We start from the raw sequence: 15,191 nt of genomic DNA on the forward strand, positions 1-15,191 counted from the left end.
GACAGCCATTGTCAGTTCCGATAAAGCAGCGCGCCTGAAATCGATTCACGATAGTGAAAAGACAACAGGAGCGCATCATGCTGAACACACCCGCCGACAAGTACCAACCCTATCCGACCCTTTCCCTGCCCGACCGCCGCTGGCCGGAGCAACGCATCACCCGCGCACCGCGCTGGCTCTCAACCGACCTGCGAGATGGCAACCAGGCCCTTGCCGAGCCGATGGACAGCACGCGCAAGCTGCAGTTCTGGGACCTGCTGCTGGGCTGCGGATTCAAAGAGATCGAGGTCGCTTTTCCTTCCGCCTCGCAGACGGATTTCAACTTTGTTCGCCAGCTGATTGAAGAGAGCCGCATCCCGGATGACGTGACGATTCAGGTGCTCACTCAGGCACGGGAAGATCTCATCCATCGCACTTTTGAATCCCTGCGCGGCGCGAAGCAGGCCACCGTCCATCTCTACAACGCCACAGCCCCGCTGTTCCGCCGCCTGGTGTTCGGCATGGAGAAAGCGCAAGTCGTCGAGCTGGCGACGCGCGCCACGCGGCTTATTCGTCAGCTGTGTGAAGAGAACCCGGACACCCGATGGCAGTATGAATACTCCCCGGAAACCTTCTGCTTTACCGAGCCAGAGTTTGCGCTGGAGATTTGTGAAGCCGTCGCGGAGATCTGGCAGCCGTGCGACGAACGGCCAATGGTGATCAACTTACCCGCCACCGTCGAAGTGAGCACGCCGAACGTCTATGCCGACCAGATCGAGTATTTCTGCCGCCACTTTAGCCGCCGCCGCGATGTCTGCATCAGCGTGCATCCGCATAATGACCGCGGTACCGGCGTCGCCTGCGCGGAGCTAGCCGTAATGGCGGGGGCTGACCGCGTGGAGGGCTGTCTGTTTGGTAACGGGGAGCGCACGGGCAACGTCTGCCTGGTTACGCTGGCAATGAACCTCTACAGCCAGGGGGTGAGCCCGAATCTGGACTTTAGCGATATGAACCGGGTGGTGGAAGTGGTGGAAACCTGCAATCAGCTGCCGGTCCACCCGCGCCACCCTTGGGCAGGACGGCTGGCCTATACCGCCTTCTCCGGCTCACACCAGGACGCGATCAAAAAAGGCTTTGATGCCCGCAGGCCTGGCGATCGCTGGGAGATGCCCTACCTGCCCATCGATCCTCAGGATATTGGCTGCACCTACGAAGCGGTGATCCGCGTGAACAGCCAGTCAGGAAAAAGCGGCAGCGCGTGGCTGATTGAGCAAAACCATGGGCTGAAACTGCCCCGCGCCCTGCAGCAGGATTTCAGCCAGCACGTGCAGCAGGAAACCGATCGTCACGGAAAAGAGATGACGCAAAATGCACTGTGGCAGCTGTTCCGCACCCGCTACGGCCTGGTGGCAACGCCGCACTATGCGCTGCAATCCTACCGCAGCGATAGCCAGCAGGACGGCCAGCTGCGTTTGACGGCCAGCGTCGTCACGCAGGGGGGAACGCGCCAGCTGGAAGGTCAGGGCAACGGTCTGCTCTCCGCCGCCGCTCACGGCCTGAGCCGCTGGGTCAACGCCCCGTTCGTGATTAAGGATTATCACGAGCATACGTTAGGCGAACGCAGCGACAGCCGCTCCGTAGCCTACATCCGCTGCCTGTTCCAGGACGGCAGCAGCCGCTGGGGCGTGGGCATTGATAGCGACGTGGCGCGCGCGTCGCTTCAGGCGCTCTTTAACGCCGTCAGTCGTTCTTAAAGTAATCGCTGGGGGAGACGCCCATCACCCGACGGAACATGGCCGTAAAGGCGCTGTGGCTGCCGTAGCCCAGATCCAGCGCCACGCGCAATACCGGCTGGCCCTGCGCCAGCCGCACTAAGGCTTCCAGAAGGCGCGCCCTTCTCAGCCACTCTCCATAGCTTAATCCCGTCTGCTGCTGAAAATGGCGGTTCAGGGTGCGCTCGCTCATGTTCATCACGCTCGCAGCCTGCGCGCTGCTCCAGCTTTCACCCGGGCTTTGCCGGATTTGCAGGCACAGGCGACGTAACGCCTCACTTTCCGGCTCCGGCAGGTGAAACGGCAGCACCGGCATAGTGCGGATTTCATCGAGAATGAGCTCATAGACGCGCTCATCCCGGCTTCCGGGTGAGTACGACTCAGGTAAAGCAAGGGAGACGAGGATCAGCTCGCGCAGCAGCGGCGCGATCTGCACGATCTGGCAGGTGGCCGGGAGATCGGCCCGCGCCAGCGGATCGATAAATAGCGTTCGCGCCGCCACGTTGCCGGTAATGCGCAGGGAATGCTGCGTGCCCGCAGGCAGCCAGACGCCGCGACCGGGAGGCACAACCCAACAGCCCGATGCGGTATCCACCCGTACCACGCCGCTCAGGGTGTGCAGCAGCTGTGCGCAGTCGTGCTCATGCCACGGCTCGCTGTCACCATGAGCGTAATCATGGGCGAACGGAACGAGGGGACGGTGGGTAAAGGAGAAGGTTGCGGTTGTGGTCATGGAATTAAACCACCCTCACCCTACCCTCTCCCTGAGGGAGAGGGAAAAGGTGCACTAGATGTGCAGTTCCTGCAGTTTTTCTTTCGGCAGGGCCAGCTCTTCGTTGCTGTTCACGCGAACATCACGCTCGATGATGTGGCGCGCGATCTCCTGCGCTTCTTCCAGAGAGTGCATCTGATAGGTACCGCACTGGTAAACGTTCAGCTCAGGGATCTGGTTCTGCTCTTTCACCTTCAGCACGTCCTGCATCGCCGCTTTCCAGGCATCCGCGACGCGCTTCTCATCAGGCACGCCAATCAGGCTCATGTAGAAACCGGTACGGCAGCCCATCGGAGAGATATCGATGATCTCCACGCCGTTGCCGTTCAGGTGGTCACGCATGAAGCCGGCGAACAGGTGTTCCAGCGTATGAATGCCTTTCTCCGGCATCACTTCTTTGTTTGGCACGCAGAAACGCAGATCGAAGACGGTGATCGTGTCGCCGTGCGGGGTGTGCATGGTCTTCGCCACGCGGACTGCAGGTGCTTCCATACGGGTATGGTCGACAGTAAAGCTATCTAATAACGGCATACGTCACCTCCGATAGTGATTTTTTTTAAAATAAACTGAACTCTTCTACAGAATGCGCGTCTGAGTATATGAAAGACGCGCATTTGTTATCATCATCCCTGAATTCAGAGATGTATATTTTGGCCACAGCGATGTGGCCTTTTTCTTTTCTGCTTAAGCCTGCTTCGCCAGAAACGCCTCAAACGACTCGGTATCCGCCGCTTCAACCTCTTTCTGACGCACAACGGACGCATCGCGTTCCGCTACAAAATCCGCTTCGCTCAGCACTTCTAACGGCTCCTGGATCAGCATCTCACGGTACTCCGCCGAGAGTGAACGCCCCGTACCACCGATGCCCTGATCAATCATAGAACGCAGAATGCGCGCTGAGAACGTCAGTTCCGGATTATCAAAACATTCCACCAGTTGGTCGCAGATCAGTTGATACGCCTCTCCGCCGTCGATGCTGTCCATTGTCCGGGCAACACGCTTCAGATCGCGGAACAGATCTTTGCCGACTGTGGTCAGCGGGAACTGTGCCGTTTCGCAGCCGATACCCAGCGTCAGACCCGGTTTACGCCCTTCCAGAATCACGCGGTTCCAGTTTGTACGGGTACAGAGCAATTCGTCTGAACTCATTTCCGGCGCATCCGCCAGCACGCACCAGACCATAAACAGATCCAGGAAGCGAATCTGCTGTTCATCAACGCCAATCGGTGAGAACGGGTTGATATCCAGCGAGCGCACTTCAATGTATTCAATTCCGCCGCGCTGCAGCGCATCCGACGGGGTTTCGCCGCTGCGCGTTACGCGCTTAGGACGAATAGGCGCATACAGCTCGTTTTCAATCTGCAGCACATTGCTGTTGATTTGCAGGCGCTTGCCGTCTTTTTCGAGGCCGATTTTCTCGTACTCTTCCGACGGGGTTTTGATCGCCCGCTTCAATCCTGCCACATATTCGTGCAATTCGTTAAACGTAATACCGAGATTGCTTTGCGATTTATTGGTATAACCGAGATCGCTCAGGCGCAGAGAGGTGGCGTACGGGAGATAGTACATTCCGCAGTCGGTCTTCTCGAACGGCAGCGTGGTCGGTTTCCCCTGCAGGAACGAAGAACAGATCGCCGGGGAGGCACCAAACAGATACGGGATCACCCAGCCGAAACGGTAGTAGTTGCGGATCAGGCGGAAGTAGCCTTCAGAGATCGCGTCTTTATCCGTTTCACCACATTTCGCTTCCCAGAAAGCCATCGGCAACGAGAAGTTGTAGTGCACGCCAGAGATGGTCTGCATCAACGCGCCGTAGCGGTTTTTCAGCCCTTCACGATAGAGCGTTTTCAGCCGGCCGATATTTGACGTGCCGTACTGCGCCAGCTCAATCTCCTGCCCCTGCTCGATATAGCACGGCATGCTGAGGGGCCACATACGTTCGTCGCCCATGTTGCGCGCGGTGTAGCGATGGATATCGCGCATGATCGTCAACATATGATCAATATCACCCTCTACTGGGGTGATGAACTCCAGCAGCGCTTCAGCGAAATCGGTTGTGATCCATTTATGTGTCAGCGCCGAGCCTAACGCCTTCGGGTGACCCGTCGTCGCTAAACTACCGTCCGCGTTAACGCGCAGCGTTTCACGCTCAAGACCACGCTGAATACCCTTCAATGCCTGAGGGTGGTTTTCCAGCCAGGCCAGCGCCTGAGATACGTCCGGGATCAAATTGACCTCCCGCCTGTCAAAGTAATGTTACTCAGCATAATTGTAATGGTTGACGATTGAAGGTCGCGTATTCATTCCACCAATTAGTGCCACCACGTCATACCCTGTAGTGTTGCCCACGCCACGAGAACATAGCGCAACGCCTTGCCAAGGCACAAAAAAAAGAGCACCGGTCCCCAGGAGATGCGCATCCATCCCGCCAGCAGACACAGTAAATCGCCTATTACAGGCATCCAGCTTAATAACAGCGTGGCAGCGCCATAGCGTTTTAGCCAGCCGACTGCCTTTTCCTGCCAGCGCGATTTTTCACGCAGCGGAAAGAAACGCCCAAGAATAACGTTAGTCAGCCCTCCAAGGCTATTACCCATTGTTGCTATTAATACAAGCAGCCAGGGCTGACTCACGCCGGACAACAGCATCGCCACCAGCACCACTTCCGAATTGCCCGGTAACAGCGTGGCGCTTAAAAAACTGCTGGCGAATAATGAGGCGAGTGACAGCGCGTCACTCACAGTAAGCGCACATCCACCGCATCCATTCCGGCATCATGCGCGGCCTGGATACCGAAATCGGCATCTTCAAACACAACACATTTTGCCGCAGGGACGCCCATTAATTCTGCGCAGAGCAGGAAGGTGTCCGGTGCGGGCTTGTGATGTTTAACATGATCGGCGGCGACCACGGCAGAAAAATAGTGGCGCAGGCCAAGATGGTTGAGTAATGCCTCTGCAATCGCGCTTTCGCTGCCCGTCCCCACCGACATCGGGCGACGCCCGTGCCACTCTTTTACCACATCAATCAGCGGCAAAGGACGTACGGTATCTAAAAGCATGGCTTTTACCGCATCGGTTTTTTCGCGTGCGAGCAGGTGCGGGTCGAGATCGGCCTGATTCAGTTCAATCACGGCCTGTGCAATACGCCAGGTTGGGGAGCCGTTGAGGGCGATCATCGCCTGAAGGTCGAAACGCATGCCGTAGCGGCCCAGGACGTCGGTCCAGGCTTGACGATGCGTGGGTTCGGTATCCAGAAGAGTACCATCCATATCGAAGATCAAACCGTCATACTGTGCGTACATCGTGCTCTCACTAACCGATTAACAAAGCATTACTTTATCGTAAATGGTGGTTTTTGTCGCTGACAGAGAGTGTGATTGCTGACGGAACGTCGAAGGAATAAACAAAGAAGGAGAAGATGGTGCATCCGGGAGGATTACTCGGCTTACGCCTCGCCCTGCGGGCCGTTGCTAAAGCAACGTTATCCTCCCTGGTGCTTGCGATTAACTCGCAGACCTTAAAACAACAGCATCGCTGTTATCCATGAGAATATGGTGCATCCGGGAGGATTCGAACCTCCGACCGCTCGGTTCGTAGCCGAGTACTCTATCCAGCTGAGCTACGGATGCATCGGGAAATGCTTTTAGAAACAGTAAATGGTGCATCCGGGAGGATTACTCGGCTGCGCCTCGCCCTTCGGGCCGTTGCTAAAGCAACGTTATCCTCCCTGGTGCTTGCGATTAACCCGCAGACCTTGAAACAACAGCGTGGCTATTATCTCGGAGAATATGGTGCATCCGGGAGGATTCGAACCTCCGACCGCTCGGTTCGTAGCCGAGTACTCTATCCAGCTGAGCTACGGATGCATCAGGGTACTGCTTTCAGAAATAGTAAATGGTGCATCCGGGAGGATTCGAACCTCCGACCGCTCGGTTCGTAGCCGAGTACTCTATCCAGCTGAGCTACGGATGCATCGGGATTTACTACTGTACTGCTCGATATTCATATCACTTCTAAAGCAATATGAAGTAATAGATGGTGCATCCGGGAGGATTCGAACCTCCGACCGCTCGGTTCGTAGCCGAGTACTCTATCCAGCTGAGCTACGGATGCAAAATGGCGGTGAGGCGGGGATTCGAACCCCGGATGCAGCTTTTGACCGCATACTCCCTTAGCAGGGGAGCGCCTTCAGCCTCTCGGCCACCTCACCACACAACGCCTCTTTCGAGTGCTTCGAGTTACTCGTTAAGAGCTTCTCGTCGCTGCGTGGCGCATATATTACTTTCTGGGACTTATAAGTCAAACAATTTTCCAAAAGCTTTTATCGTTTGCACAAATCACACGCAATTCGCATGTAAAAGCCGCAAAGAGGGTGTTTTATAAGCGGATTTTGCAGGCATCTTCACAGAAAACCTATGCAGAAATGGCGGCGTAAGAGCGAGTTTAGGGTAACGGAGTGGTTAAAAAGAGAGCGTTTGAAATTAAACGGTAATGTTGAGCAGGAAAAATGACAGGAGGGTTGCGTCTCGCCCGACAGCGAGACGCGACAATATCAGTAACTGGACTGCTGGGATTTTTCAGCCTGGATACGCTGGTAGATCTCTTCACGGTGGACAGATACTTCTTTAGGAGCGTTAACACCAATACGTACCTGGTTACCCTTTACCCCTAAAACTGTCACGGTGACCTCATCCCCAATCATGAGGGTCTCACCAACTCGACGAGTCAGAATCAGCATTCTTTGCTCCTTGAAAGATTAAAAGAGTCGGGTCTCTTGTATCCCGGCATTATCCATCATATAACGCCAAAAAGTAAGCGATGACAAACACGTAAAGTGTAAGCAGTCACGGCATCACATTCTGTTAAACGTAAGTTTAGCCGATATACACAAACTCAACCTGACTTTATCGTTATCGATAGCACAGTGAACAAGACGCCATAACGTTACCGCTATGGCGTCTGCTTGTGCTTTGTAGTTATTACAGTTTCGCGCTTACCCAGCTTTCAACGCTGGCTAATGCCGCAGGAAGTGCCGCCGCATCCGTACCACCGGCTTGCGCCATGTCCGGACGACCGCCACCCTTGCCGCCCACCTGCTGAGCGACCATACCAATCAGTTCCCCTGCTTTTACGCGGTCGGTCACATCCTTAGAGACGCCCGCAATCAGAGAAACCTTACCTTCTGCCACTGTCGCCAGCACGATAACGGTCGAACCAAGCTGGTTCTTGAGATCGTCGACCATAGTACGCAGCATCTTAGGCTCAACGCCTGCCAGATCGCTGACCAGCAGTTTGACGCCCTTAATGTCTACAGCCTTGCTGGAGAGGTTTGCACTCTCCTGCGCCGCAGCCTGCTCTTTCAGCTGCTGCAGCTCTTTTTCCAGCTGACGCGTGCGATCCAGCGCAACGCGCACTTTCTCGCCCAGGTTCTGGCTATCGCCTTTCAGCAGCTGCGCGATGTCGTGCAGCTGATCGCTCTGCGCATGCAGGCTGGCAATCGCACCTTCACCGGTCACCGCTTCAATACGACGCACACCTGCCGCCGTACCCGACTCGGAAACAATGCGGAACAGGCCGATGTCACCGGTGCGCGAGGCGTGCGTACCGCCGCACAGCTCGGTAGAGAAATCGCCCATGCTCAGCACGCGAACGCGCTCGTCGTATTTCTCACCAAACAGCGCCATCGCACCTTTTTTCTTCGCGTCCTCGAGATCCATGATATGGGTCTCGATTGGCAGGTTGCGACGGATCTGCGCGTTCACCAGATCTTCCACCGCGCGGATTTCAGACGGTTTCATCGCTTCAAAATGCGAGAAGTCGAAACGCAGCACTTTGTCGTTAACCAGAGAACCTTTCTGTGCAACGTGAGTACCGAGTACGTCGCGCAGGGCAGCGTGCATCAGGTGGGTTGCTGAGTGGTTCAGACGAATGCGCGCGCGGCGAGCTTCATCCACGTTAGCCTGGACGCCCTCGCCCACTTTCAGAGAACCGGAAACCAGTTTGCCCTGGTGACCAATTGCCTGACCGTATTTCTGGGTGTCGCTGACGCTGAAGCTAAAGCCATTGCCTTTCAGTTCGCCTTTATCGCCAACCTGACCGCCGGATTCCGCATAGAATGGCGTTTTGTCCAGAATGACCACCGCATCCTGACCCGCGCTGATGCTGTCCACAGCTTTACCGTCAACAAACAGGGCGGTCACTTTGCCGGTCAGTTCCAGCGCCTCATAGCCTTTGAATTCAGACGCGCTATCAACGCGGATCATCGCGTTGTAGTCTGCACCGAAACCGCTGGATTCACGCGCGCGACGACGCTGCTCTTCCATCGCGGCTTCGAAGCCCGCTTCGTCAACTTTGATGTTGCGCTCGCGGCAAACGTCCGCCGTCAGGTCAACCGGGAAGCCGTAGGTGTCGTACAGGCGGAAAGCGGTTTCGCCATCCAGCGTGTCGCCCTTAAGTTTCGCCAGCTCTTCGTCCAGCAGCGCCAGACCGCGCTCCAGTGTACGCGCAAACTGCTCTTCTTCGGTTTTCAGAACCTGCTCTACCTGCGCCTGCTGGCGTTTCAGCTCATCACCGGCAGCACCCATTACGCCAATCAGTGGCCCAACGAGTTTATAGAAGAAGGTGTCCTTCGCGCCCAGCATGTTGCCGTGACGGATGGCACGACGAATGATACGACGCAGCACGTAGCCACGGTTTTCATTCGATGGGATAACGCCGTCGGCAATCAGGAACGCGCAAGAACGAATGTGGTCCGCGATAACGCGCAGCGATTTGTTGTTCAGATCGGTCGCGCCGGTAACGTTCGCAACGGCTTTGATCAGGGTGCTGAACAGGTCAATCTCGTAGTTGGAGTTAACGTGCTGCAGTACTGCGGCAATACGCTCCAGACCCATACCGGTATCAACGGAAGGTTTCGGCAGCGGCTCCATCGTACCGTCGGCCTGACGGTTGAACTGCATGAAGACGATGTTCCAGATCTCAATGTAGCGATCGCCGTCTTCTTCCGGGCTGCCTGGAGGGCCGCCCCAGATATGGTCGCCGTGATCGTAGAAGATCTCGGTGCACGGGCCGCAAGGACCGGTATCACCCATCTGCCAGAAGTTGTCAGACGCGTATGGTGCGCCTTTGTTATCACCGATGCGAATAATGCGCTCGCGCGGGATCCCGACTTCTTTTTCCCAGATTTCGTAGGCTTCGTCATCGGTTTCATAGACGGTAACCCACAGACGCTCTTTCGGCAGGTTGAACCAGTTTTCACCGGTCAGCAGTTCCCACGCATATTGAATGGCATCGTGTTTGAAGTAGTCGCCGAAGCTGAAGTTACCCAGCATTTCGAAGAAGGTGTGGTGACGCGCGGTGTAACCGACGTTTTCCAGGTCGTTGTGTTTACCGCCCGCACGCACGCAACGCTGTGAGGTTGTGGCGCGGGAATAATTACGCTTGTCGAGACCAAGGAACACATCCTTGAACTGGTTCATCCCGGCGTTAGTAAACAGCAGAGTCGGATCGTTGTTCGGTACCAGGGAGCTGCTGGCAACAACCTGGTGTCCCTTACTATGGAAAAAATCGAGAAACGCCTGACGGATCTCAGCGGTGCTCTTGCTCATAATTATCCTGAAATCAAGCTAACGAAATGTCGTAGCCAGCCTGTATCGGTAAACCGTTGGACAGACCAGCTACTGGAAAAAGTGGGAATAAGATAAGTTTTCTTTAGTGGGAAGTAAAATCCCGCATGCGTTCAATCGGCAAAATTACGCCAGATATCCTGAATATCTTCCATCAGAAAGCCGCGGTAGAGCAAAAAGCGCTGGATTTTGACTTTTTCTGAAAATTCACGCGGCAGCGGTTCGCCGTACTTACGAATGGCCTGCTCTTTTGCCAGCTCGCACCAGTCAATGTCGCATTCGCGCATCGCTTTTTCGATGGACTCCCGGGCCACCCCTTTCTGGTTTAGCTCCTGCCGGATGCGCGCGGGCCCGTATCCCTTGCGGCCACGGCTGACGAGAAACCGCGAGGCAAAACGCTCGTCATCAAGATAGCGATGCTCATAGCACCATGCGATGACGCGGTCATAATCTTCCGCAGTGGCATCAATCTCTTCCGGGCCGTTTTTACTCATCACCGGTGCCGACAGTTTTCGCCGCAGCTCCTGTTCACTGTGGTCACGCACGGCCAGGATGCGCACCGCGCGATCCAGTAGGCGTGCATACGCGGGTCGACGTGTTGTCGGTTCACTCATAAAAAACCTGCTGATTCAGAAATGCAAAAAGGGCCGCATCAGCAGCCCTTCATTGTTAAACGAAAGAATTAAAAATCTTCGTTAGTTTCTTCAGCATCCGCGCTATCAACCGCGAAATCTGGCGTGGAGTCCTGGTTGTTCAGCAGAAGCTCACGCACTTTCTTCTCGATCTCTTTCGCCGCAGCCGGGTTCTCTTTCAGCCAGGAGATCGCGTTCGCTTTACCCTGACCAATCTTGTCACCGTTGTAGCTGTACCAGGCGCCCGCTTTTTCAATCAGCTTCTCTTTCACGCCCAGGTCAACCAGCTCACCGAAGAAGTTAATACCTTCGCCGTAGAGGATCTGGAACTCAGCCTGCTTGAACGGCGCAGCGATTTTGTTCTTCACAACCTTGACGCGGGTTTCACTACCCACCACGTTCTCACCCTCTTTCACCGCGCCAATACGGCGGATATCCAGACGGACAGAGGCGTAGAATTTCAGTGCGTTACCACCGGTAGTCGTTTCCGGGTTACCGAACATCACACCAATTTTCATACGGATCTGGTTGATGAAGATCAGCAGCGTGTTGGACTGCTTCAGGTTACCGGCCAGCTTACGCATCGCCTGGCTCATCATACGTGCCGCGAGGCCCATGTGAGAGTCGCCGATTTCACCTTCGATTTCGGCTTTTGGCGTCAGTGCGGCAACGGAGTCGACCACGATAACGTCAACGGCACCAGAACGCGCCAGCGCGTCACAAATTTCCAGCGCCTGCTCACCGGTGTCCGGCTGAGAACACAGCAGGTTGTCGATATCTACACCCAGTTTGCGGGCATAAACAGGGTCCAGCGCGTGCTCAGCATCGATAAACGCACAGGTTTTACCTTCGCGCTGTGCCGCGGCAATCACCTGCAGCGTCAGGGTGGTTTTACCGGAGGACTCTGGCCCGTAGATTTCTACGATACGGCCCATAGGCAGACCGCCAGCGCCCAGCGCGATATCCAGAGAAAGCGAACCGGTGGAGATGGTTTCCACATCCATGGAACGGTCTTCACCCAGGCGCATGATGGAGCCTTTACCGAATTGCTTTTCGATCTGGCCCAGTGCTGCCGCCAACGCTTTCTGTTTGTTTTCGTCGATAGCCATTATTACTCCTGTCATGCCGGGAGAAGCGACTGTGCTTCACCGTGGATTTCTGTTCTGTTGGTGCAATTATACTGTATGGTCATACAGTATCAAGTGTTTTGTAGAAATTGTTGCCAGAGCGTTTTTAACGCATAAACGGTTGCCTGACGACGCACGCTTTCGCGATCGCCGCTGAAGCATTCCCGGCGGGTGATCCCTTCCCCTTTGGACGTGGCGAACCCAAACCAGACGGTGCCAACAGGCTTCACGTCGCTGCCGCCGTCCGGGCCCGCAATGCCGCTAATGGAAATCGCGTAATCTGCGCGCGCCTCTTTGAGCGCGCCAATCGCCATCTCGATGACCACCGGTTCGCTGACCGCGCCATGCTGTTCCAGCGTGGATTCACGCACGCCAATCATCTGTGCTTTAGCTTCGTTACTGTAGGTCACAAAACCGCGTTCAAACCAGGCGGAACTGCCGGCAATATCGGTAATCGCTTTCGCCACCCAGCCGCCGGTGCAGGACTCCGCAGTGGTGATTGTCGCGCCACGCTGCTTCAGCGCAAGGCCCACTATCTCGCTAAGCTGCATCAATTCATGGTCAGTCATTCTCGCTCCAGGCATCAGAAAAACGTGCTGCACAAGATAGCACTTTCTCGTCAGATGTGGGGATGCACTTCAGGTTTTACGAGGGGGCTTCAGAAAAAAGCCGGTACGGACGCACCGGCGGTGGAAAGGTTATTTCATGCTGTCAGCGAGAGTGTTCACATTGTGGCGAAACGCCTTAACGTAGGTGTCTGCCACCCCACCTTTTGCCGACAACGCTTCCGGATAAAGTTCGCCCCCAGGCTGCGCGCCCGTCGCCGACGCAATCTGTTTAACCAGACGCGGATCGAGCTGATTTTCCATAAACCAGGTTTTTACGCCGTCGGCTTTGATCTGATTGATAATCTCAGCCACCTGCGCCGCGCTGGCTTCGCTCTCAGACGACAGCCCCTGCGGCGCCATAAACGTCACGCCGTAGGCGCGGCTGAAATAGCCGAACGCATCATGGCTGGTCAGGACCTTGCGCTTATCCTTCGGGATCGCGCTAAAACGCGTTTTAGCCCAGCTATCCAGCTGGTTAAGCTGCGTGATATAGGGTTTACCGGAGGCTTCCAGCGCGGCTTTGTCCTGCGGATCGGCTTTCACCAGCCCGTTCAGAATATTTTGCGCATACAGCGCCCCGTTCGCCGCGCTGTTCCACGCGTGCGGATCGGTCACGGTCTTTCCATCTTCCTCAAGCGTGTGGGTTTTCACCCCGGTTGAGGCGACGACCAGCTGTCCTTTGAACCCGGAGGCTTTCACCAGACGGTCAAGCCAGCCCTCCAGCCCCAGGCCGTTCACTACCACCACATTGGCCTTGCTCAGCGCCGCGCTGTCTTTCGGCGACGGTTCGAAGGTATGCGGATCGCCGTCCGGCCCGACCAGCGTCGTCACCTTCACATGGTCACCGCCCACCTCCTGGGTGATGTCCCCCAGTATCGAAAAGCTGGTGACCACATTCAGCGTTTTCGCCATCACGCCGTGCGACATCATCCCCAGCGCAAGCGCCACTACTAATCCTGTACGTTTCATCGTTTCCCCTTGCGTTAAAAATACGCCCGCAGACTGCCAGCGAGCCTGCTTCGCGTACCCAATAAAATGGAAATAAAGAACAGCGCGCTGGCGGTGAGCACAATGGATGGCCCGGCCGGTAGACTCATCGCCCAGGAGAGGCTCAGCCCCAGCCATGCGCAGAAAATACCGCTGATACCCGCAATCAGGAGTAACGCCGGTAGCGTGCGTACCCAGCATCGTGCCGCCACGGCCGGCAGCATCATCAGCCCGACGGCCATCAGCGTGCCGAGCACCTGAAAACCGGCCACCAGGTTAAGCACCAGCAGCGCCAGAAACAGTCCGTGCAGCAGGCCGGGCAGCCAGCGGGCGTTCACCTGTAGCCAGGCGGTGTCAAACGCTTCGGTAACCAGTCCGCGATAGAACATCGCCAGTACGATAAGGGTGAACATGCACACGCCCGTGACAAACAGCGCGGCGTCGTTGTCCACGGCGAGGATGGAGCCAAACAGCAGATGCAGCAGATCGACATTCGACCCGCGAAGCGACACCAGCGTGACCCCCAGCGCCAGTGAGCCAAGATAAAACCCGGCAAAGCTGGCATCTTCTTTCAGCGGCGTGCGGCGACTGACCAGACCGGCCAGCAGCGCCACGGTAATGCCCGCGATAAAACCGCCGATACTCATCGCCAGCAGCGACATACCGCTGAGCAAATAGCCCACGGCAACACCCGGTAAAATGGCGTGAGAAAGGGCATCGCCCATCAGGCTCATCCGGCGCAGCTGAAGAAACACGCCAAGCGCGGTAGTGCTGACGGAGAGCGCCAGGCAAACCACCAGCGCGCGACGCATAAAGCCGTACTCAATAAACGGCTGAAAAAAGAGATGCCAGATCATGCCACCCTCACCCGCTCGGTTTTCCACTGAGGTACGTCTGCATCCAGCCGTAACGTCTGCGGGAAATGGCGCGACACGCGTTCGCTGTCGTGCAGTACCGCGAGCAGCGTTTGTCCCTGCATATACATCTCCAGCATCACATCCATCAGCACGTTGCAGGTGGCCTCATCGACCCCGGTAAAGGGTTCATCCAGCATCACCAGCGGCGCCTGCTGCACCAGGACGCGGGCAAACAGCATGCGCTGAAACTGACCGCCGGAGAGTTCATCAATGGTGGATAACGCCATGGATGCCAGCCCAACGCGCTCAAGCGCGCTGGCAATGCGCAGCCGCGTTTCGCGACGAAACCCGGAGAAAAGCGAAATGCCCGGCCAGCAGCCCATGCTTACGACGTCCTGTACGGTCAGCGGAAACTGCGCCTCCAGCGCGTGACGCTGTGCCAGCCAGCCGATTACCGGACGCTTACCCTGCCAGCGGAAACCACCGCTGACGGGCGGGATAAATCCCGCCAGCGTTTTCAGCAGCGTGGATTTCCCGCAGCCGTTAGCGCCGATAATGGCGGTCATGCTTCCGCGCTCAATCGTGCCCGAGAGGGGTCGCGTAACGGGCAGGCGTTCATAACCCGCGACCAGTTCATTCATCACGATCATGGCAATGCCACCGCCCAGCGCACGGCCAGCCCGATAAAGACAACAAGCACCAGCGCCAGCAAAAGCCGGACCAGAGCAGACAGAGAAAAAAGGGACGTTGACATGTCGACACCGCATTAAATGTTATAACATAACAATAATAAAAGACGGTTAAGATGTAAATGGAGGGTTTAAAAGGGA

14 protein-coding genes and 5 tRNA genes are annotated in these 15,191 nt (G+C 56.2%); 1 reads left to right on the plus strand and 18 read right to left on the minus strand.

Going from position 1 to position 15,191, the window contains the following annotated elements; all coding sequences use genetic code 11:
* Positions 1–77 precede the first annotated feature (77 nt).
* The gene (leuA, locus tag AC0TNG_RS03185; RefSeq protein WP_024907691.1) at positions 78–1,733 is read left to right on the plus strand and encodes a 2-isopropylmalate synthase; all 1,656 of its coding nucleotides are present in this window, start codon (positions 78–80) and stop codon (positions 1,731–1,733) included.
* Here leuA and AC0TNG_RS03190 read toward each other — a convergent pair.
* From AC0TNG_RS03190 to AC0TNG_RS03275, 18 genes are all read right to left on the minus strand, one after another.
* Positions 1,720–2,484: an AraC family transcriptional regulator gene (locus tag AC0TNG_RS03190; RefSeq protein ID WP_061714572.1), complete on the minus strand. Its 765-nt coding sequence runs from the start codon at positions 2,482–2,484 to the stop codon at positions 1,720–1,722. The two genes, leuA and AC0TNG_RS03190, sit on opposite strands and share 14 nt — an antisense overlap.
* Positions 2,485–2,538: 54 nt before the next feature.
* Positions 2,539–3,054, minus strand: coding sequence for an S-ribosylhomocysteine lyase (luxS, locus tag AC0TNG_RS03195; protein ID WP_024907693.1), 516 nt, complete (start codon positions 3,052–3,054; stop codon positions 2,539–2,541).
* 153 nt (positions 3,055–3,207) lie between these two features.
* Entirely contained in the window at positions 3,208–4,752 is a 1,545-nt protein-coding gene (gene gshA / locus AC0TNG_RS03200; RefSeq protein WP_473713288.1) for a glutamate--cysteine ligase, read from the minus strand.
* 83 nt (positions 4,753–4,835) lie between these two features.
* Positions 4,836–5,264, minus strand: a complete 429-nt coding sequence (locus AC0TNG_RS03205) for a YqaA family protein (RefSeq protein WP_008499541.1) — start codon at positions 5,262–5,264, stop codon at positions 4,836–4,838.
* A complete protein-coding gene (yqaB, locus tag AC0TNG_RS03210) occupies positions 5,261–5,827 on the minus strand; it encodes a fructose-1-phosphate/6-phosphogluconate phosphatase (protein ID WP_473713289.1) in 567 nt (188 codons plus the stop codon). Before yqaB ends, AC0TNG_RS03205 begins: the two co-directional genes overlap by 4 nt.
* Positions 5,828–6,077: 250 nt before the next feature.
* Positions 6,078–6,154, minus strand: a tRNA-Arg gene (locus AC0TNG_RS03215).
* A 160-nt stretch (positions 6,155–6,314) separates the two neighbouring features.
* Positions 6,315–6,391, minus strand: a tRNA-Arg gene (locus AC0TNG_RS03220).
* A gap of 29 nt (positions 6,392–6,420) precedes the next feature.
* A tRNA-Arg gene (locus tag AC0TNG_RS03225) sits at positions 6,421–6,497 on the minus strand.
* Positions 6,498–6,561: 64 nt separating this feature from the next.
* Positions 6,562–6,638: transfer RNA gene (locus tag AC0TNG_RS03230), tRNA-Arg, on the minus strand.
* Between the two features lie 4 nt (positions 6,639–6,642).
* Positions 6,643–6,735, minus strand: a tRNA-Ser gene (locus AC0TNG_RS03235).
* A 342-nt stretch (positions 6,736–7,077) separates the two neighbouring features.
* On the minus strand, positions 7,078–7,263 hold the full coding sequence (gene csrA, locus AC0TNG_RS03240) for a carbon storage regulator CsrA (RefSeq protein ID WP_000906486.1): 186 nt from the start codon (positions 7,261–7,263) through the stop codon (positions 7,078–7,080).
* A gap of 241 nt (positions 7,264–7,504) precedes the next feature.
* The gene (gene alaS / locus AC0TNG_RS03245; protein WP_473713290.1) at positions 7,505–10,132 is read right to left on the minus strand and encodes an alanine--tRNA ligase; all 2,628 of its coding nucleotides are present in this window, start codon (positions 10,130–10,132) and stop codon (positions 7,505–7,507) included.
* Positions 10,133–10,263: 131 nt separating this feature from the next.
* Entirely contained in the window at positions 10,264–10,764 is a 501-nt protein-coding gene (gene recX / locus AC0TNG_RS03250; protein ID WP_248165750.1) for a recombination regulator RecX, read from the minus strand.
* Between the two features lie 68 nt (positions 10,765–10,832).
* Complete coding sequence (gene recA / locus AC0TNG_RS03255; protein WP_024907698.1) at positions 10,833–11,891, minus strand: recombinase RecA; 1,059 nt, start codon at positions 11,889–11,891, stop codon at positions 10,833–10,835.
* A gap of 89 nt (positions 11,892–11,980) precedes the next feature.
* A complete protein-coding gene (pncC, locus tag AC0TNG_RS03260) occupies positions 11,981–12,478 on the minus strand; it encodes a nicotinamide-nucleotide amidase (RefSeq protein ID WP_023308944.1) in 498 nt (165 codons plus the stop codon).
* A 129-nt stretch (positions 12,479–12,607) separates the two neighbouring features.
* On the minus strand, positions 12,608–13,486 hold the full coding sequence (locus AC0TNG_RS03265) for a metal ABC transporter substrate-binding protein (protein ID WP_473713291.1): 879 nt from the start codon (positions 13,484–13,486) through the stop codon (positions 12,608–12,610).
* A gap of 14 nt (positions 13,487–13,500) precedes the next feature.
* Entirely contained in the window at positions 13,501–14,361 is an 861-nt protein-coding gene (locus tag AC0TNG_RS03270) for a metal ABC transporter permease (RefSeq protein ID WP_473713292.1), read from the minus strand.
* The gene (locus tag AC0TNG_RS03275) at positions 14,358–15,011 is read right to left on the minus strand and encodes a metal ABC transporter ATP-binding protein (protein ID WP_048991903.1); all 654 of its coding nucleotides are present in this window, start codon (positions 15,009–15,011) and stop codon (positions 14,358–14,360) included. Before AC0TNG_RS03275 ends, AC0TNG_RS03270 begins: the two co-directional genes overlap by 4 nt.
* Between the last annotated feature and the right edge of the window lie 180 nt (positions 15,012–15,191).

The organism is Enterobacter sp. PL_is514 (assembly GCF_055816715.1).

Bases quoted from the DNA above. Each gene is read 5' to 3' on its own strand.
- AC0TNG_RS03190 (WP_061714572.1), bottom strand. From the start codon at position 2,484: ATGACCACAACCGCAACCTTCTCCTTTACCCACCGTCCCCTCGTTCCG.
- pncC (WP_023308944.1), bottom strand. From the start codon at position 12,478: ATGACTGACCATGAATTGATGCAGCTTAGCGAGATAGTGGGCCTTGCG.
- recA (WP_024907698.1), bottom strand. From the start codon at position 11,891: ATGGCTATCGACGAAAACAAACAGAAAGCGTTGGCGGCAGCACTGGGC.
- yqaB (WP_473713289.1), bottom strand. From the start codon at position 5,827: ATGTACGCACAGTATGACGGTTTGATCTTCGATATGGATGGTACTCTT.
- AC0TNG_RS03265 (WP_473713291.1), bottom strand. From the start codon at position 13,486: ATGAAACGTACAGGATTAGTAGTGGCGCTTGCGCTGGGGATGATGTCG.
- csrA (WP_000906486.1), bottom strand. From the start codon at position 7,263: ATGCTGATTCTGACTCGTCGAGTTGGTGAGACCCTCATGATTGGGGAT.
- leuA (WP_024907691.1), top strand. From the start codon at position 78: ATGCTGAACACACCCGCCGACAAGTACCAACCCTATCCGACCCTTTCC.
- AC0TNG_RS03270 (WP_473713292.1), bottom strand. From the start codon at position 14,361: ATGATCTGGCATCTCTTTTTTCAGCCGTTTATTGAGTACGGCTTTATG.
- recX (WP_248165750.1), bottom strand. From the start codon at position 10,764: ATGAGTGAACCGACAACACGTCGACCCGCGTATGCACGCCTACTGGAT.
- luxS (WP_024907693.1), bottom strand. From the start codon at position 3,054: ATGCCGTTATTAGATAGCTTTACTGTCGACCATACCCGTATGGAAGCA.
- AC0TNG_RS03275 (WP_048991903.1), bottom strand. From the start codon at position 15,011: ATGATCGTGATGAATGAACTGGTCGCGGGTTATGAACGCCTGCCCGTT.
- alaS (WP_473713290.1), bottom strand. From the start codon at position 10,132: ATGAGCAAGAGCACCGCTGAGATCCGTCAGGCGTTTCTCGATTTTTTC.